The following is a 17,022-nucleotide window of genomic DNA, read 5'->3' as shown; positions in this document are numbered from 1 at the left end:
GCCCCGCGGTCCCCCCGCCCCTCCGGGGGCGGGGGCCCGCCCCCCGCGGGCGGCCCGCCCGGGGGGGGGGGGCCCCCACCGGCTCCCCCCGGGCGGGGGGGCGCCCGCCCGGCGGGGGAGCGCGGCTACCGTCGGCTCCATGCAGCAGATCACCCCATGCCTCTGGTACGACGACCAGGCCGAGGAGGCCGCCGGCTACTACACCTCGGTCTTCCCCAACTCGCGGATCACCGACGTCACCCGCTACACCGAGGCGGGACCCGGCACCCCCGGCACGGTGGTGACCGTCGCCTTCGAACTCGACGGCCGCCCGTTCGTCGCCCTCAACGGCGGCCCGATCTTCCCGTTCACCGAGGCCGTCTCGCTCCAGGTGGAGTGCGACGACCAGGCGGAGGTGGACCGGCTCTGGGCGGCCCTGCTGGAGGGCGGCGGCCAGGAGAGCCAGTGCGGTTGGCTCAAGGACCGCTGGGGCCTGTCCTGGCAGGTCACCCCGCGCATCCTGATCGACCTGGTCTCCGGCCCGGACCGGGAGAAGGCGGCCCGGGTGACCGAGGCGATGCTGACCATGCGCAAGATCGACATCCGGCGGCTGCTCGAAGCGGCCGGGGGCTGAGCGCATGGCCGTCCCCGCCTACCGCCACATCTCCTACCTGCACGCCACCCCGCACCGGGTCTGGCACGCACTCACCAACCCGGACGAGTCCGGCCTCTACTGGGGCCACCGCAACGTCTCCACCTGGCAGCCCGGCGCCCACTGGGAGCACCAGCGCGCGGACGGCTCCGGCGTCGCCGACGTGGTCGGCACGGTGGAGTCGGCGGACCGGCCGAACCGCCTGGTCACCACCTGGGCCGGCCCCGGTGAGCAGCGGCCGGCCGGGCCGTCCCGGGTGACCTTCGAGCTGCACTCCCACCGGGACCTCACCCGGCTGACCGTCACCCACGAGAACCTGGCCGACGAGGCCGAGCGCGCGGACGCCGAGGCGGGCTGGTCGGCCGTGCTGTCCAATCTCAAGACCTACCTGGAGACCGGCCACCCGCTCCCGCAGGACCCCTGGACCATGCCCGAGCCCTGAGCCCCGAGCCCTGAGCCCCGCGGCGGCGCTCAGCGCCGCCCGGCGCGCTTGCGCCGGCGGCGCACCCGGCCGAGCCCAGGAAGGTCTCCGCGCATCCACCGCCGCAGCCGGCCGAGCCGGGAGAACCGCTCCCGGCTCGCCACCGACGCCCGGTCCAGCTCCTCCATCAGCCGCCGCGAGCGGTGCTCCAGGTCCAGCTCGTCGAGGATCCGGTCCACCTCGGTCAGCAGCGAGCCCAGCAGGTGCCAGGCCTCCGGATGCGCCCGCACCTGCTCCAGCAGCAGCCGGGCGACGTTCTCCCGGCTCGCCCAGGCAGCCGTCAGCTCGGCGTTGAGCCGCTCCTCGGCCTCCTCGGCGTTCAGGCTGACCTGCGTGGTCACCAGCACGGCGAAGCTCACCAGCGCGCCGCCGACGTGCGCGAGCAACTCCTCCAGCGCCACCGCCAGCGCCGGGGCGACCAGCGGCTCCCCGGGCGCCCGCCGCTTGGCGAGGTCGGTCAGCGAGCGCGAGATGACCCGGATCACCACCACGCAGATCTCCAGGGTGTCCAGCCCGGTGCGCAGTACCAGCCGGGAGAGCAGCCCCTCGCTGATCCTCGGGTTGAAGCGGAGGCTGTCCTCGGCCTGCCGCAGCGCCGCGTCGACGTCGGCGATAGCCTGGTCGAGCCGGCGGGCCTCGTGCAGGCGCTCGGCGGCGTCCGCGACCGGGGTCGGCCGGCCCAGCTGGTCGGAGAGGTCGAGCAGCAGGTGCCGGGCCCGGCGGGCGAGGTCCTCGATCGACTCGCCCGCGGTGTCCACCCAGACCGGTGCCGCGAAGACCAGGTTGAACACCAGGCCGACGCTCGCGCCGATCAGCGTCTCCAGCACCCGGTCCCAGGCCTGGGAGGTCACCTGGGTGACGCCGAGGATCAGCATCGCGCTGATCGCGACCTCCTGGACGAACTCGTCCACCCGGACGAACCGGCCGATCACCAGCGAGGCCAGGATGATCAGCCCGAGGCTCCACCAGGAGAGCCCGACCACCGTGCTGAAGCCGATCGCGATCAGCACGCCGACCACCACCGAGTTCACCCGGCGGATGCTGGTGGTGAGCGTCGAGTAGACCGTGACCTGGACGACCAGCAGCGCGGTGAGCGGCGCGGTCAGCGGGGCGGGCTCACTGCTGAGCCAGGTCGCCACCACGTAGGAGAGCGTGGCCGCGACGGTCGCCCGGGCGGTCTGCACGGCGAAGGGCTCGCGGGCGGCGCGCCGCACCAGTGCGGCGGCCCGCTCGGGCGCCACGGCCACCCGGACCTCCCTTCGCTACGGCTTCCCGCGGCGCCCCTCGCGCAGCAGCTTCCACGGGGCGAGGGCCGACTCGACCTGCACCGCGAGGCTCATCTTCGACGCGCCCTCGACCCGCTCCTCGAAGCGGATCGGCACCTCCTCGACGGTCAGCCCGCGCCGCACCACCCGGTGGTTGAGCTCGACCTGGAAGGAGTAGCCGTTGCTGTGCACCGACGGCAGGTCGATCGCCCGCAGGGTCTGCGCCCGCCAGGCCTTGTAGCCGGCGGTGGCGTCCTTCACGCCCAGGCCGAGGACGGTGTTCACGTAGAGGTTGGCCCAGGCCGAGAGCGCCTTGCGGTGCCACGGCCACTCCTCGGCGGTCGACCCGCCCGGCACGTACCGGGAGCCGATCACCACCGCCGTGTCGCCGGCCAGCAGGGTCGACACCATGAGCGGCAGGACGGAGGCCGGGTGGGACAGGTCGGCGTCCATCTGGACGACCACGTCCGCGCCGTCCTCCAGGGCCCGGGTCATGCCGGCGATGTACGCCCGGCCCAGGCCGTCCTTCTCGGTGCGGTGCAGCACCCGCACCCGCCCGGCCGACTCGGCGGCCAGCTTGTCGGCGACCTCGCCGGTGCCGTCGGGCGAGTTGTCGTCGACGACCAGCAGGTGCAGGTTCGGCAGGTCGAGGTCGGCGAGCAGTCCGGCGAGGACCGGTAGGTTCTCCCGCTCGTTGTAGGTGGGCACGACCACAACGACCTTCGGGGAGGCCTCGACCATCTTCTGTTCCCTCGCGAGTTCGGCGCCCGCGCTCCGGCGCGGTCAGGCACCCGCGGCGGGTCGGACGGTCGTCCAGTGCTCCGGCCGTCGTCGGTACCGGGGCCGGTCCGTCGTCCGGCCGGTCCGTACCGCGGCCGGTCCGGGGTACGGCCGTGCGAGTCTAGCCGCGCCGTCGCGGACGCCGCTCTGCCGGACCGTCATCTGGTCCTGCGCGAACTCCACGCGGGGGCGACGACGGCGATCAGGGCGACGGCGAAGCCGAGCTGGAGCAGATGGCGGATCCAGTCGATCCCGGAGGTGTTCCGGACGCCGACCCAGCCGGCGACCGCGTTGCCCAGCCAGGCCCCGGCCGCGCCGAGCAGCATGGTGAGCCACCACGGGATCGCCTGCGGGCCGCGCAGGATCAGCTTGGCGATCACGCCGAGCACGAAGCCGATGAGCAGAATCCACAGGAGCTGGAACATTGCATTCCACCTTTCGAGGGCGCGTCCCCCCATGATCGCCCGAACCGACCGGCACGGCACGTCCAACGGGGGAGTGGGGTCGTCCGCGCCCCCGCCTGCCCCTTTCTCCGCGTCCTAACCGTCCGACCTCCCCGCGGGCCCGGCCGTCCGCCTAACCGTCCGCCTGACCGTCGGCCCCGCCGCTGAGCGCCGTCCCGGTGGCCGGATCGAAGACGTGCAACCGCCCGGTGTCGATCCACAGCCGGAGCGGGGCGCCCTCGGCCGCCCGGGTGGCGGTGCCGATCCGCGCCACCACCTCCCGGCCGGGCGCCCCGGCGCCCGCCTCCGCCTGCTGCGCGCCGACCTCCTCCAGGCCGCCGCCGGAGACCGCGTCGCCCTCCACCGTGAAGTGCGCGAACACGTCCGAGCCCACCGACTCGACCACCTCGACCCCGACCGTGACGGTCGCGCCGCCCGCCGGGTGCTCCAGCAGCGCGGCGTCCTCGAAGTCCTCCGGCCGGATGCCGACCACCACCTCGCGCGGCGCGTCCGCCGCCGTGAGCCGACGGCGCAGCCGGTCGGGCAGCGGCAGGTCGCCCAGCGCGGTGCGCAGCGCCCCCTCCTCCAGCCGCCCGTGCAGCAGGTTCATGCCGGGCGAGCCGATGAACCCGGCGACGAACAGGTTGGCCGGCTCGTCGTACAGCCGCTGCGGCGGACCGACCTGCTGCACCACGCCCGCGCGCAGCACCACCACCCGGTCGCCCAGCGTCATCGCCTCGACCTGGTCGTGGGTGACGTAGACGGTGGTGGTGCCCAGGCGCCGTTGCAGCCGGGAGATCTGGGTGCGCATCTGCACCCGCAGCTTGGCGTCCAGGTTGGACAGCGGCTCGTCCATCAGGAACGCCTTGGGGTCGCGAACGATCGCCCGGCCCATCGCGACCCGCTGGCGCTGCCCGCCGGAGAGGTTGGCGGGTCGGCGGTCCAGGTGCTCCGTGAGGTCGAGGATCCGGGCGGCCTCCGCCACCTTGGCGGCGATCACCGCCTTGTCGGCCTTGGCCAGGCGCAGCGCGAAGCCCATGTTCTGGCGGACCGTCATGTGCGGGTAGAGCGCGTAGCTCTGGAACACCATCGCGATGTCCCGGTCCTTGGGCGCCCGGTCGTTGACCACCTGCCCGCCGATCCGCAGGGTGCCGCCGGTGATGTCCTCCAGGCCCGCGATCATGTTCAGGGTGGTGGACTTCCCGCAGCCCGACGGCCCGACCAGGATGACGAACTCGCCGTCGGCGACGGTCAGGTCGAGGTCGTGGACGGCCACCGAGCCGTCGGGGTAGCGCTTGCTGATGCCGTCGAGGACGATCTCCGCCATCGGTCCGCGTCATCCCTTCACTGCGCCGGCGGTCAGGCCGGCCACGATGCGGCGTTGGAAGAACAGCACGAACAGCACGATCGGCACCGTGATCACCACCGCCGCGGCGGCGATCGAGCCGGTCGGCTGCTGGAACTGCGAGCTGCCGGTGAAGAAGGCGATCGCGGCCGGCACGGTGCGCGCGGCGTCCGTGGAGGTCAGCGAGATCGCGAACAGGAAGTCGTTCCAGCAGAAGATGAAGACCAGGATGCCGGTGGTGAACACGCCCGGCGCCGCCAGCGGGGCGATCACCAGCCGGAACGCCTGGGCGGGGGTGGCGCCGTCCATCTTGGCGGCCTTCTCCAGCTCCCACGGGATCTCCCGGAAGAACGCCGACAGGGTGTAGATCGCCAGCGGCAGCGAGAAGGTCATGTAGGGGATGATCAGCCCCGCCCAGGTGTCGAAGATCCCCAGCGCCCGCTCGATCTCGAACAGCGGCGAGACCAGCGAGATCGGCGGGAACATCGCGATCAGCAGCGACATCCCGATCAGCAGCCGCTTGCCGGGGAAGCGCAGCCGGGCCACCGCGTACGCCGCCATGGTGGCGAGCACCACCGCGATGGTGGTGGCGATCACCGCGATGCCGATCGAGTTGACCAGCGCCCGGGTGAACTCCGTGGTGCGGAAGATGCCGCGGTAGTTCTCCAGCGTCCAGCTGCGCGGCACGAAGTTGCCGTCCGTCAGGGTGGCCGGGTCCTTGAAGGACAGGGCGGCGATCCACCAGACCGGGAACAGCGCGTACAGCACCACCACCAGGTTGACCACGCCCCAGCCCGCCCCGGCCCCGGCCCGCCGGGCGCTCACCGCTGCTCCGCCGTGCCGCCGGGCGCCGCCGCGCCGAAGACCTTGACGAAGACCAGGGCGATCGCCGCCACGCACAGGAACACCAGCACCGAGATCGCCGAGCCGATGCCCAGGTTGAGCGCCGTGAACAGGTTGTCGTAGCCGAGGACCGACACCGACCCGGTGTCATTGGCGCCGCCGGTCAGCACGTAGATGTTGTCGAAGATCCGGAACGCGTCCAGGGTCCGGAACAGCAGCGCCACCAGGATGGCCGGCTTCATCAGCGGCAGGATCACCAGCCGCAGCCGCTGCCCGAACCCGGCGCCGTCGACCATCGCCGCCCGGACCGTCTCGCCCGGCACCAGTGCCAGGCCCGCCAGCAGGAGCAGGGCCATGAACGGCGTGGTCTTCCACACCTCGGCCAGCACGATCAGGGCGATCGCCGGCCAGTGCTCGGTGAGCGGCGCGCTGCCCTCCGGAAGCAGCGCCGCCAGGTAGCCGGTGCCGGGCGTCCAGGCGTACTGCCAGGAGTAGGCCGCCACCACGGTGACGATCCCGTACGGCACGAGCACCGCCGTGCGCACCACGCCCCGCCCGACCACCGCCCGGTGCATCACCAGGGCCAGCGCCAGGCCCAGCACCAGCTCGGCGGCCACCGAGACGACGGTGATCAGCACCGTCACCCACAGCGCCTGCCACCAGTACGGCGAGGACAGCACGGCGCCGTAGTTGGCGAGGCCGACGAACTCGGAGCGGTCCGGGAAGCGCAGGTCGTAGCGCTGGAAGGAGAGGTAGACGGCGTAGCCGACCGGATAGGCCGTCACCAGCAGCATCACCAGCACGGCCGGCGCGCACAGCAGCCAGGCCAGCCGCCGCTCCTGCCGGGACCCCTCCGAGAGCCCCCCTGCGGCCCTCGCGGCGGTTCGGGTCCTCGTCACGGGATCAACCCCTTCGAGCCGAGCGCGTCCCTGATCTGCCCGGCGAGGCCGGCCACCGTGCGCTCCGGGTCCACCTCCGAGGGCGGGGAGAGGGCGTGCGCGACGGCGATCGAGACGTTCTGGTACGCGGGTGTCTGCGGCCGTACCGAGGCGGAGTCGAGGGCCTTCAGCACGTCCGCCGCGAACGGGTAGCTCTCGGTGAGCTCGGCGGCGGTGTACAGGCTGCGCAGCGACGGCGGCAGGCCGCCCTTGAGCGCGTTGGTCAACTGGTTCTCGCGGTTGCGCAGGCACAGCACCGCCTCCTGGGCCTGCGCCGGGTACCGGGAGTAGGCGCCGACGGCGAGGTCGATGCCCCCGATGGTCACCGTCGCGGGCCGCCCGGGGACGACCGAGGGGTAGGGCGCCCAGCGGAAGTGCGCGAACAGCTCGGGCTGGTTCTCCTTCATCGACGGGTAGACGAAGGGGTAGTTGAGCTCGAAGGCGGCGGTCCCGGACTCCATCGCGAGCCGGTTCTCGTCCTCCATCTGGTTGGACAGCGAGGGGTCGGCGGCGGGGGAGCGGGCCACGTCCCGGATCACCCGCGCGGCGGTGACGGCCGGCTCGCCCAGCGAGGGCGCCGTCGCGTCGGGCGTGAGGATCGAGCCGCCCGCGCTGGTGACGAGGGTGTTGAACCAGACCGTCAGTCCCTCGTACTGGGCGCCCTGCACCTCGATGAAGTGCGGCTTGTCCTGCTCGGCCAGCCGCCGCGCCGTCTCCAGCATCTCCTCCCAGGTGGCGGGTGCGGCGGTCACCAGGTCGTCGCGGTACCAGAGCAGTTGGGTGTTGGAGTTGTACGGGACGGCGTACAGCCGGTCCTTCCAGACGGCCGTCCGCAGCGCCGCCGCCAGGGTGTCCTCGCCCGCCCGTTCCCGCAGCGCCCCGGTCCACTCGCGCACCCACCCCGCCTCGGCGAACTCGGGCGTCCAGGTGACGTCCAGCCCCATGATGTCCACGCCGGTGTCGTGCGCCGCCAGCCGGCGCACCAACTGCTGCCGCTGTCCGTCGGCGGTGCGCGGCAGCTTGTTGTACCGGATGGAGTAGCGCCCGCCGGAGTCACGCCCGCAGTTGTCCGCGGCCTGCTGGAGCGCCCCCGAGTCGTCCGGGAAGTTGTACCAGTCCAGTACGACCGCCCCGCCGCCCCCGGACCCGTCCCCGGACCCGCACCCCGTCAACGCCCACGCGAGCACCACCACCAGGGCGACGACGACCCGCCGGCTCGCTCCGGGCATCGCGACTCCCTCCACTGGACCGCCCCGCGGCTGCCCCACGCTAGGCCCCCGCCCACCCCCCGCCCCGCCCAGCCACCCCCGACACCCCACCCTCCGCCCGACCGGCCCAACGGCGCACGAGTGCTGTGCTCCGACGACCGCGCGCCATTGATTTGATCTGTGCATGTCGTTCATCCTGATGCAATGTCCGGCCTTCCAGTCGGCCGGTCCGAGGAAACGGAGGGACGCCATGTCCATGCGCTCACGTCTCGGCAGGATCGGAGTCACAGCTGCGGCCGCAATCGCGCTCGGCACCGGAATCATCACACCCGCACAAGCGGCCCCGGGTCCGTCCGGCCCTTCGGCCCTCCTTGTGCGCTGCGGCTGGAGTCCGACCATCTACTTCGACGCACCACAGGTGAAGACCACCAAGAACCCGACCCACATCTGGTCCGGTCCGGGCTCCGACTGCTACAACCACTCCGACGCAGGATCAGGAGTGTCCGTCTTCGCCGGGTGCAGGTACCTCAACACGCAGCACGACACCTGGTGGGTCTTCACGGAGTACGGATGGATCTACAGCGGCAACCTGTCTTCGGGATGGGTGAACGCTCCCCTCTGCTGATCGCTGTGCCGACGCGGCGTGTCCGCCTCGATCAGTGAGCTTCATCGTGATCTCCACAGCCGATCCGGGCTCGCATCACCGGGGCGGGACCCGGCAGTCGAAACCGCGGAGCCGGACCAGATCAACTGAGACGGCATCCGGCATTGCCCGGCCAGGACCACATCAGCTGGGATTCCCGGCGCACCCAAGTCTCGACTGAACTAAAGCCGACTCCGTACCCTCCGTGGGAAGGACGGCCGCCCGGTCAATGCACCGGGCGGGCCTCGCCGGATCCGCCCACCGACCCGCTGCTCACCGCGCAGCTCAGCGGTGGAGCAGTGCTGACCGCGCAGGAGCGCCGACCACCTTCGCGACGAAGGGGCCGAGGTCGAGGTCCCGGCTCCGGCGGAGCGGCGGAGCGCCGGTTCCGTCGGGGAACCGGCGCTCCGTCAGGAGACCCACCTGGGCTCAGTCCTCGGTGGCGCCCCGGTCCTCGGACTGTTGCCGGGCGCGGCTGAACTCGCCGGTGCCGACCCGGGCGGCGAGGGTGTCGTCGGGGCCGGAGAGCAGCGAGCCGTAGCCGGTGGCGGCCCAGAGGCTGCGGTCGGCGGGCACCTCGAAGTAGGGGACGGTACGCCCCTGGTCGCGGACGGCGAGCACCTGGGGTGCGCGGCGGGCGCGCAGGGCCCGGGCGCAGTCCTCGCAGACGGCGATGTCGACGCGTTCCCGGCGGCCGAGCGGACGCCAGACGGTGCGGCTGACGGCGGCGCCGTGCCGGGGGTCGAAGAAGCACAGCGGAAGCTGCGCTTCGGCTGCGAGCGCGGAGCGTCCTTCGGCGGCCAGGGCGAGCACGCCCGCCAGGTCGGGGATGCCGCGGGCGGAGTCCAGGACCCGGCCGGCCGCGTCGTAGGCGTCCAGGGCGCGGGCCAGGCCGGGGGTGGTGGCCCCGTCGGCGCCGTCCACGGCCTCGCTGAGGGCGAGCACCTCGGCGGCGGCCTGCCGGCGCAGCCCGGCCTCGTCGGCCGCCCGGTCGGCGGCGAAGACGGCGTCGGGGAAGGTGAAGGCGGTGTGCCGCGGCGAGCGGCGGCGGCGTACCAGGAAGGCGGCGGCGGTGACGGCGAGGACCAGTGCCGCGGCGACCACGAGCAGCGTCCCCCGGCTGCCGGAGGAGGATTCGGCGGCCCTGTCCTTCGGCTTGGGCCGGGCCGAGTGCTCGCGATCGGCGCGTGCGGCCTCGGCCTTGTAGACCTCGGTGCCCTGGCCGGTCTTGATCAGGTCGACGGCTCGGGCGACGCGGGCGGCCAGTCCGGCGTCCTTGAGCTCCTTGAGCATGCCCACGGCCATGGCCGCGTCGCGGGCCTGGTGGGCGTCGTCCGGCCACTCGGTGCCCTTGAGCCAGCTCCCGTACTCGTCGTTGGTGAGCAGGATCAACTGCGGCAGGCCGAGGCGTTCCTGGACCACTGCGGCCAGGGACTTGGCGCTGCCGTCGAACGCGTCGCCCTTCTTCAGCGGCACCAGCACCACCTTGATCGGCAGGCCGGTCGCGGCGATCCGGTCGGCGAGCTCCCGCTGTTGGGAGGTGGTGACGGCAGCGGCGAAGGACGGGTCGACGTACACCGGGGCGGTGGCCAGCGCCTCGACGATCGTCGTGGCGGTCGGTCCGGCGCCCGGGCCGTCCGCGCGGGCGGGGGCACCGGTGCCGAGCAACGCCGCGCAAGCCGTCAGCAGGGCGACGAACAGCCCTCCGAGCAGGCGCCGGTCGAGGACCGCGGTGCGGGGACGGTCGTGGCCGGCGGACGGGGGGCGGACGGTCGGTCGGTCACTGGACACTGGCGGACTCCCTGGCCCTGAGGATGAGTGCGTCGAGCCCTTCGCGGGCGGTCGGCAGGATCTGCCCGGCCTCGTCCCAGGCGGTCCGGGTGCGGTCGTCCGCCCCCGGCAGGCGCAGCACCCGGTCGCGGGCCCGGCCCGCACGGGCGGCCCGGTCGGCGGTGGTGCGGTCGGCTCCGCCGCTGCGGAGGGCGTCCCGGCAGGCAGGGCACAACTGCGCGGAGCGGGGGCCGAGGCCGAGGTCGGCGAGCCAGGCCGGCACCCGGCCGCCGGTGGCCTCGCCGTGCAGCGGGTTGAGCCGGCAGACGGTGGGGTGGAGGTGGCCGCGGAGGGCGTCGAGCCCGGCCTGGGCGAGCACCACGACGGCGGCCAGGTCGCCTGCCCCGGTCGACTCGTCGGGGCGCTGCTCGCTTCTGCCGGTGAGGAGTGCGGCGGCGTCCAGGCAGTCCCAGGCGCGGGTGCGGCCGGGCGCGTCCTGGTCGGCGGCGGCCAGTTGCGCGGCGAGTTCGCGGACGTCCTCACCGGCCCAGGCGCGCAGTTGCCGCAGGGACGGCAGCGGGGTGGTGCGCCGGGGCGTGGCGTGCTGCGGCGAGGAGCGGGTCGCGCGGGCGCGCCGGGAGCGGACCACGGTGCGGCCGGCGGCGAGGGCGGCCCAGGCCAGCAGCAGCAGGGCGCCGAGCAGCATCACGCCGAGCCCGATGCCGCCCCCGAAGTCGTTGCCGCTGAAGAGGGCGGGCAGCCGGTTGTCGTGCAGTGGGGGCAGCGTGGTGCGGCGTTCCGCGGGGTCGTAGCCCGGCTTCGGCTCGGCGGACGCGACGGCGTCCAGTACCCGCTCCAGTCGCGGCACCACGTTCGGACCCTTGGTCTCCCCGTGCGCGTACCTGACCTCGGTCGGCACGCGTGAGAAGCGGCGCAGGGTGTCCTGGTCGGTGCCGTAGCTGTCGAGGTCGATCACGCCGGTCAGCGGGTCGACGAGGATGTAGACGCCGTCGCGGCCGGTGCGTTCGTGGATCAGGGCGAGCAGCAGGTCGCCGTCGTGGGCGGTCTCGTCGTCGCTGCCGGTGGGCGTGACCACGATGTGCACCGGGCCCTTGGGGGCGAGTTCGGTGAGCCGCTGCCGGATCGCGGGCAGGTCTGCGGCGGGCAGTGCGTCGGGGCCGGACGGGTCCTGGTAGATCGGGTCGGCCCTGAGCCCGGCGGCGATCTCGTCGACGCGGGCGTCGACGTCCGCCTGGGTGACGTTCAGATAGGGGCTGTCGACGACCTGGGGGAAGACGGTGGGCGCGAAGTGCACCACGCCGAACAGGGCGGCGGCCGTCGCCAGCAGCGTCACCGGCAGCAGGCTGCGGCTGACCCGTACGGTGGCCCTGGACCGGGCGGCGTGCGGCGTCTCCGGCTCCTTGGCCAGGCTGACGGCGGCTTTCCTGCTCGGGCGAGCGGCCGGGGCCGCGCCGACCTGCTCGCCGGGGCGGGTCCGGCGGAGGGAGAGGCGAAGGCCGAGGGCCAGCACCAGACCGGGGATCACCACCACGGCCAGCCCGAGCAGCACGTTCTGGTTCTGCCGGTCGGTGGAGCTGATGTACAGGCGCTGCCGGTCGCCGTCACGGTACCGGTCGTACAGTTCCTCGGCCCTGGCGGCGGCCCGGTCCTTGCCCGAGGCGACGGCGTCGACGAAGGCCTCGAACGCGGCGAGCGGCCCGGCACCGTACGGGGTGCCGTACCGGGAGACCCGGCGGGCGTCCTCCACCGGGATGTCGACGCCGAACGCGGACGCGGTGATGCGGCCGAAGTCGCCGATCACCACGTAGAGGCCGTCCGCGCCGAGCCGGTCGTGCACCAGGGCGAGCAGGGCGGCGTCGCCGTCGGGCAGTGCCAGCACGTAGGTGGGCACGCCGGTGCGCTCGGCGAGGGCAGCGATCTCCGGAGCGAGCGAGCGCGGCAGCCTGCGCGGGTGGGCGGCCGAGACGTAGACCGGGTTCTTGCGCAGTTCCCCGGCCAGGCGCTCGGACTGAGTGCTGCCGTCGGTGGTTCGAGCGGTCGGCGCGCCGGCGGCGGGCGCCGTGGACGCTGCCGTGGGGCCGGGCGCGGCGCTCGGGTCGGCCGCAACGGCCGTTCCGGCGCTGCCGAGCAGTACGAGCGCCGCGAGCGCCGTGCCCGCCCGGGCCCCGAATGCTCCGGTCCGTCTCCGTATCCCTGTCGGTGTCCGCATCGGCGTCCCTCCCGGTGGTTCGGCTGGTCACCTTACCCATGCCGGTCCCGACGAATGCGGACTGCCCTGGTCCGGAACGACGCGAGGCGGGGGCCGCGGGCACGGTCGGCGCCGCAATGCCGTCACGGCACGAACGGCTGAAGGGTGGGATGACAGCGGCACCTCGTCGCTCGGGGCTGCCGGCGTGGGGCCTCTTGGAGGCCCCCGGAACGGAGCCCCGCGCCACTCGGGATCGTCGTCGGACCAGTACTGTCCGCGGCGGCCGTCGCGCAGCGATCGGTCCGGTCACAGCGGTTCTGATCAGGGACGACATCGGCTGACCGACAACTCGGTCTGCAACCGACCGGACAGTACCGCAGCGGCCGGACCTCCCCGCCCGGGTGCGGGGAGCCGCAGGTCCGCCGACGTGGCCGTGGTCTCAGGGGACCAGGTCCGCGACCGCCCGGGCCATGGCGGCCGTTCCGGCGTCGCCCGGGTGCAGGCCGTCGCCGGAGTCGTAGGCGGGGGCCAGGCGGTCGTGGTGGTCCGGCCGGGGGTCGGCGAGGGCCCGGTCGAGGTCGGCCACCGCGTCGTAGGCGCCGGAGGTGCGGATCCAGCGGTTCACGGCGTCCCGGACGCGCTCCTTCTCCGGCGAGTAGTACGGCGCGTAGCCGCGGAACGGGGTCAGGGTCGCGCCGATCACCGTCAGGCCGCGCCGGTGCGCCGCGTCGATCAGTGCCCGGTGGCCGTCGATCAGCTGCCGGGCGGTGACGGTGGGGTGGGTGCCGCAGCCCCAGTCGTCCAGGCCGCCACCGCCGATGTCGTTGATGCCGATCAGCACCACGACGGTGCGCGCCCCGGGCCGGTCGAGCACCTCGCGGCGGAACCGCTCCAGGCCGCGCCCGCCGTAGCAGGGGGAGTCGGTCAGCAGCCGGTTGCCGCTCAGCCCGGCGTTGACGACGGAGAGCCGGCGCCCGTCGGCGCGCAGCCGTTCGGCCAGCCGGTCCGGGTAGCGGCGGTCGGCGCCCGGCGTCGAGCCCCAGCCGTCGGTGAGCGAGTCGCCGAAGGCGACGACGGCGCCCTCGGTGCGGGCGCCGCGCACGTCCACGCCCGCGAGGAGGTAGTGGGACTCGCTGGTCGCCCCGGCGAAGGCCTCGCCGGTCGCGTCCTGCGTGCGGTCGCCGGGGGCCCGGTAGGCGGCGGTGAGCCCGTCCTCGTGGAGGGCGACCGGGCCGGTCGCCGCGCTGAAGTAGAGGGTGACCGCGATCCGCTCCAGCGGCCGTACGGGCAGCCGCAGGACGTCGGACCGCAGCTCCGCCCCGGCCGGCACGACGGCGTCCGGGCGCCCGGCGAACCGGAGTTCGCCGACCGTCCCCGGGAGCACCGACGCGCCGTCACCGGCCCGGGCGACGCTCGCCCGGGTCAGCCGCAGCGGTTGCCCGCCGTACCGGTTGGACACCCGGATCCGCAGCTCGGAACCCGCGGCGCCGACCCGGACCACCTGGCGCAGGCTCTGGTCGGCGAAGCCGTCCCAGGCCCAGTTCGGCCAGGACCAGGGCTGTGGCGCCGTCGGGCGGACGAGCGAGGAGCCCCAGGCGGCGGTCCAGCCGCCGGCCGCCGTCCCGGCGGAGGCCGGCGGCGCCCCCGGGACGGCGGTGAACACGACGCTCAGCGCGGTCAGCAGACCGACGGCGGCGCCCGCCGCACGGCGGCGGGCACGGACGAGCGGCTTCCTTGCGGGCACGGGTGACTCCTGGGGCCGGTGGGATCTCCCGGAACCTACCGCGCCCGGCCCGTCCGGCGGAACAGCCTCGAACGAACGGCCGTCCCGGCCGACTTGGGCGGCGGTCCGAACCCGGCACGCCGCATCCGGCACGCCGCACCCGACCCGGCCGCAGCCGACCCGCCGGCGGCCGACCCGCCCGCGGTCGGCGGTCGTCAGCGGGCTCCGCTGTCGGAGCGGTCGCCTACGCTGTGCTGCCATGGGACTTTCGATATCGGTGGGAATGCTCCACGACCAGGCGCGCAACGACCCCGAGGGGTTCGAGTACCACCGCCGCGCCTTCGACCGGCTCGGCGCGGCGCTCGGGGCGGAGGGGATCGACTGGCGGGAGCCGCCGCTCGACGGTCCTCCGCAGGACCCGGCCTTCTCCGGCGGCTTCCCCTACCGTCACCTGACCCGGCTGCGCCGCGTGCTGGCGCTCACCGGACGCGGTGAGCCGGTCACGCCCGCCGAGGAGGACGGAGCCGGCTGGGAGCGTGACTGCGAGCTGATCCAGGACGAGGCGTCGATGTTCGCCTCGCACCTCATCTGCCATGCCGACAACGCCGGTTACTACGTTCCGGTGGACTTCGTCGACCCGCTGTTCCTGCCCGCCGATGCGGGCGTCGCGGGCGCCGGCATGGTCGGCTCCAGCCAGCGGCTGCTGAGCGAACTCGTCGGCATCGCACCGGCCTTGGGCATCATCCCGGACGGACTCCGCGCCCCTGAGGGGCCGTTCGAGCCCGAGCAGTTCGCCTGGCAGCAGCTCCACCGGGCCTGCCTGGCCAGCCTCGCCGACGGTCACGCGATCGTCTTCCACTGACCCCGGGTTGTAGCGGCTCCATTCGGGGCGACGGCTCCTGCGTCGGGGCTGCATCGGGCCCCGCGTCAGGACAGCGGCCGCCCCTCGCAGCCGACCCGCCGGGCGCCGCGCGGCGCGAGCGTCATCGGGCCGCTCCAGCCCCGGTGGACGAGGGCGACCTGCGAGGGCAGCGGGGTCACCGGGTCGAACTCCCGGCCGAGCGACCAGTTGCGGAACAGCCCCTCGGTGGTGGCGACCGCCGTCACCACCATCGTCACCTGCTCCCCGCCACCCCAGGTGTGCCACAGCGCCCAGCCCTCCGGACGCGGCTCGACCCCGAACCGCGCGCACATCTGCCCGTAGTCCTCGTCGGTCCCGGCCGGCATCGCGTCGGGCTTCAGGACCGCGGCGGCGGCCAGCCTGAGCAGGGGGCGGTCGTCCTCCATGCAGCCATCGCCCTCGAAGTGGTAGTGGCGCACGGCCCGCGCCAGCGCGTTCAGACTGCGCTGGAAGGGCGTCGCGTCCTGCGGGTCCGGTCCGTGCGTGAGGCCCTCGTCGGGCACCTCGGCGATGACGTGACGGGCGAGGCGTTCGATCTCCCGCAGGTAGTCCGACTCGTCGAACGGTTCGGGTGCGCTCATGGCGCGCAGCATCCCACCCGACACGCCGGACGGCACCCGGATTTCCGCGCGGGGAGGGGGTGGCCGCGGACCGCGACGGCGGCGCCCGGTGCCGAGCGCCCGGCGGGGGCGCGCCGACGCGAGCGGCCGAACCGTGCGGACCGGTCCGCTCGACCCGGGTGAAGGCGTGCTCGGAACGGCCGCGGCCGAGGAGCCGCCGGTGGCCGGCTGTTAGCCCGGCCAGGCAGCGTTCTTCCGCCGCCCGGGTAACCGGGCGGCGGACCGGGGGAGGGGCGAGGTGGTTCGGGTACGGATCGGGCCGGCGCGGCGGAACGACCCCCGCCGACGAACGCCGAACCCCGAACCCTGAATCCCCAGGAGACCGATATGACCCGTATGAGGCCGCTGGCCCTGACCGCCCTCGCCGTCTTCGGCGTCCTGGCCGCGAGCACCGCGGCCGTCGCCGACGACAGGCCCGCCGACCAGCCCGTCGACAAGCCCGCCGTCGTCAAGCCGGACGTCGTCCTCCCGCAGGAGCAGCCCGCCGCCGACCCTGCGCTGCTGGCCGCGCACGACCAGGTCGTCGGTGACTGGGTCGATGTCGCCCCGGGTGCCAACGGGGTCGCCTTCGTGGCCTGTCCGGCCGGCGAGGTGCCCACCGGCGGCGGCGGCCAGACCAGCGCCTTCCGGATCTTCTTCACCGACTCCTTCGCGAGCGGCGACTTCTGGGTCGTGCGCGGCACCAACACCGGCACCGGGACCGAGTCCATCCGGGCGACCGCCGTCTGCACCACTCCCTGATCCGGCCTGAACTCCCCGGCCCCGGCCGGCTCGGGCCCGGCCCACCGCCGCACCGCGTGGTCGGCGGGACCGGGCCTTTCGGCACAGCCGATCCGAGCCGCCCGGCGCCGGGGCGCTCCTGGCGCTCCTGGCACTCCTGCGACGGCTTCCGGTCCGCCGGACGTCCCGAGGACGAGCCAGGGATCCTCGGGGTACGACCGGTGTTGTCGGTGGCACTCGGCATGATGCCCCATGACCGACGAGACCGCTGCCACCTTCTCCTCCCGGGCCGACTGCGCCGACGCCGTCGACAGGGCGGTGCGGGCCGCTGCCGCCCACCAGGGAGACGGCGCCACCCCCTCGGGGACGACGAGTACGACGCCCAGCTGCGGGCCGCCACCGCCCACGAGGACGCCCACCCCGACCAGGTGCTCCCTGACTCCCCGACCGGCGAGGTCGCCGGCGGCGTGGTCGTGGGCGACATTCCGCAGCTGTGAGGGCG

The 17,022-nt window shown here is 74.1% G+C and carries 17 protein-coding genes; 6 read left to right on the top strand and 11 right to left on the bottom strand.

Annotated features, from left to right (window positions below; all coding sequences use genetic code 11):
- Nucleotides 1-139: 139 nt before the first annotated feature.
- A complete protein-coding gene (locus tag ACFU74_RS29090; RefSeq protein ID WP_380762002.1) occupies nucleotides 140-613 on the top strand; it encodes a VOC family protein in 474 nt (157 codons plus the stop codon).
- Between the two features lie 4 nt (nucleotides 614-617).
- Nucleotides 618-1,073: an SRPBCC domain-containing protein gene (locus tag ACFU74_RS29085; protein WP_380762001.1), complete on the top strand. Its 456-nt coding sequence runs from the start codon at nucleotides 618-620 to the stop codon at nucleotides 1,071-1,073.
- Between the two features lie 29 nt (nucleotides 1,074-1,102).
- Here the strand turns inward: ACFU74_RS29085 and ACFU74_RS29080 are convergent, their stop codons facing one another.
- The 7 genes from ACFU74_RS29080 to ACFU74_RS29050 all read right to left on the bottom strand — a co-directional run bounded on the left by ACFU74_RS29080 (nucleotide 1,103) and on the right by ACFU74_RS29050 (nucleotide 7,955).
- Nucleotides 1,103-2,359 (bottom strand): aromatic acid exporter family protein, encoded by a 1,257-nt coding sequence (locus ACFU74_RS29080; RefSeq protein ID WP_380761999.1) that lies wholly within the window; start codon nucleotides 2,357-2,359, stop codon nucleotides 1,103-1,105.
- A 15-nt stretch (nucleotides 2,360-2,374) separates the two neighbouring features.
- Complete coding sequence (locus ACFU74_RS29075) at nucleotides 2,375-3,118, bottom strand: polyprenol monophosphomannose synthase (RefSeq protein WP_380761997.1); 744 nt, start codon at nucleotides 3,116-3,118, stop codon at nucleotides 2,375-2,377.
- A gap of 197 nt (nucleotides 3,119-3,315) precedes the next feature.
- A complete protein-coding gene (locus tag ACFU74_RS29070) occupies nucleotides 3,316-3,582 on the bottom strand; it encodes a GlsB/YeaQ/YmgE family stress response membrane protein (RefSeq protein WP_380761995.1) in 267 nt (88 codons plus the stop codon).
- 151 nt (nucleotides 3,583-3,733) lie between these two features.
- A complete protein-coding gene (locus ACFU74_RS29065) occupies nucleotides 3,734-4,927 on the bottom strand; it encodes an ABC transporter ATP-binding protein (protein WP_380761993.1) in 1,194 nt (397 codons plus the stop codon).
- 9 nt (nucleotides 4,928-4,936) lie between these two features.
- The gene (locus tag ACFU74_RS29060; RefSeq protein ID WP_380761991.1) at nucleotides 4,937-5,770 is read right to left on the bottom strand and encodes a carbohydrate ABC transporter permease; all 834 of its coding nucleotides are present in this window, start codon (nucleotides 5,768-5,770) and stop codon (nucleotides 4,937-4,939) included.
- Nucleotides 5,767-6,687, bottom strand: a complete 921-nt coding sequence (locus ACFU74_RS29055; RefSeq protein ID WP_380761989.1) for a carbohydrate ABC transporter permease — start codon at nucleotides 6,685-6,687, stop codon at nucleotides 5,767-5,769. Before ACFU74_RS29055 ends, ACFU74_RS29060 begins: the two co-directional genes overlap by 4 nt.
- Complete coding sequence (locus ACFU74_RS29050) at nucleotides 6,684-7,955, bottom strand: ABC transporter substrate-binding protein (RefSeq protein WP_380761987.1); 1,272 nt, start codon at nucleotides 7,953-7,955, stop codon at nucleotides 6,684-6,686. The genes ACFU74_RS29055 and ACFU74_RS29050 overlap by 4 nt, the downstream gene beginning before the upstream one ends.
- A 397-nt stretch (nucleotides 7,956-8,352) precedes the next feature.
- On the opposite strand from ACFU74_RS29050, the gene ACFU74_RS29045 reads away from it, so the two are divergent.
- Nucleotides 8,353-8,559 (top strand): hypothetical protein, encoded by a 207-nt coding sequence (locus tag ACFU74_RS29045; RefSeq protein WP_380761985.1) that lies wholly within the window; start codon nucleotides 8,353-8,355, stop codon nucleotides 8,557-8,559.
- A 447-nt stretch (nucleotides 8,560-9,006) separates the two neighbouring features.
- Here the strand turns inward: ACFU74_RS29045 and ACFU74_RS29040 are convergent, their stop codons facing one another.
- The 3 genes from ACFU74_RS29040 to ACFU74_RS29030 all read right to left on the bottom strand — a co-directional run bounded on the left by ACFU74_RS29040 (nucleotide 9,007) and on the right by ACFU74_RS29030 (nucleotide 14,300).
- Nucleotides 9,007-10,368 (bottom strand): hypothetical protein, encoded by a 1,362-nt coding sequence (locus ACFU74_RS29040; RefSeq protein ID WP_380761983.1) that lies wholly within the window; start codon nucleotides 10,366-10,368, stop codon nucleotides 9,007-9,009.
- The gene (locus ACFU74_RS29035) at nucleotides 10,358-12,577 is read right to left on the bottom strand and encodes a hypothetical protein (RefSeq protein ID WP_380761981.1); all 2,220 of its coding nucleotides are present in this window, start codon (nucleotides 12,575-12,577) and stop codon (nucleotides 10,358-10,360) included. Before ACFU74_RS29035 ends, ACFU74_RS29040 begins: the two co-directional genes overlap by 11 nt.
- Nucleotides 12,578-12,995: 418 nt before the next feature.
- On the bottom strand, nucleotides 12,996-14,300 hold the full coding sequence (locus ACFU74_RS29030; RefSeq protein WP_380761979.1) for an SGNH/GDSL hydrolase family protein: 1,305 nt from the start codon (nucleotides 14,298-14,300) through the stop codon (nucleotides 12,996-12,998).
- Nucleotides 14,301-14,538: 238 nt separating this feature from the next.
- Here ACFU74_RS29030 and ACFU74_RS29025 point away from each other — a divergent pair, with 238 nt between their 5' ends.
- Entirely contained in the window at nucleotides 14,539-15,141 is a 603-nt protein-coding gene (locus tag ACFU74_RS29025) for a hypothetical protein (protein ID WP_380761977.1), read from the top strand.
- A gap of 65 nt (nucleotides 15,142-15,206) precedes the next feature.
- On the opposite strand, the gene ACFU74_RS29020 is transcribed toward ACFU74_RS29025, so the two are convergent.
- Entirely contained in the window at nucleotides 15,207-15,761 is a 555-nt protein-coding gene (locus ACFU74_RS29020) for a hypothetical protein (RefSeq protein WP_380761975.1), read from the bottom strand.
- Between the two features lie 366 nt (nucleotides 15,762-16,127).
- Here ACFU74_RS29020 and ACFU74_RS29015 point away from each other — a divergent pair, with 366 nt between their 5' ends.
- Both ACFU74_RS29015 and ACFU74_RS29010 read left to right on the top strand, forming a co-directional pair.
- Nucleotides 16,128-16,541 carry a hypothetical protein gene (locus ACFU74_RS29015; protein ID WP_380761973.1) on the top strand — a complete coding sequence of 138 codons (414 nt, stop codon included), beginning with the start codon at nucleotides 16,128-16,130 and terminating at the stop codon, nucleotides 16,539-16,541.
- A 221-nt stretch (nucleotides 16,542-16,762) separates the two neighbouring features.
- Complete coding sequence (locus tag ACFU74_RS29010; RefSeq protein WP_380761971.1) at nucleotides 16,763-17,017, top strand: hypothetical protein; 255 nt, start codon at nucleotides 16,763-16,765, stop codon at nucleotides 17,015-17,017.
- Nucleotides 17,018-17,022 lie beyond the last annotated feature (5 nt).

The organism is Kitasatospora sp. NPDC057500, from assembly GCF_042802195.1.
Taxonomy (GTDB): Bacteria; Actinomycetota; Actinomycetes; order Streptomycetales; family Streptomycetaceae; genus Kitasatospora.
Note: the sequence above shows the minus strand (reverse complement) of the source record. Positions and strands in the feature narration are given on the sequence as shown.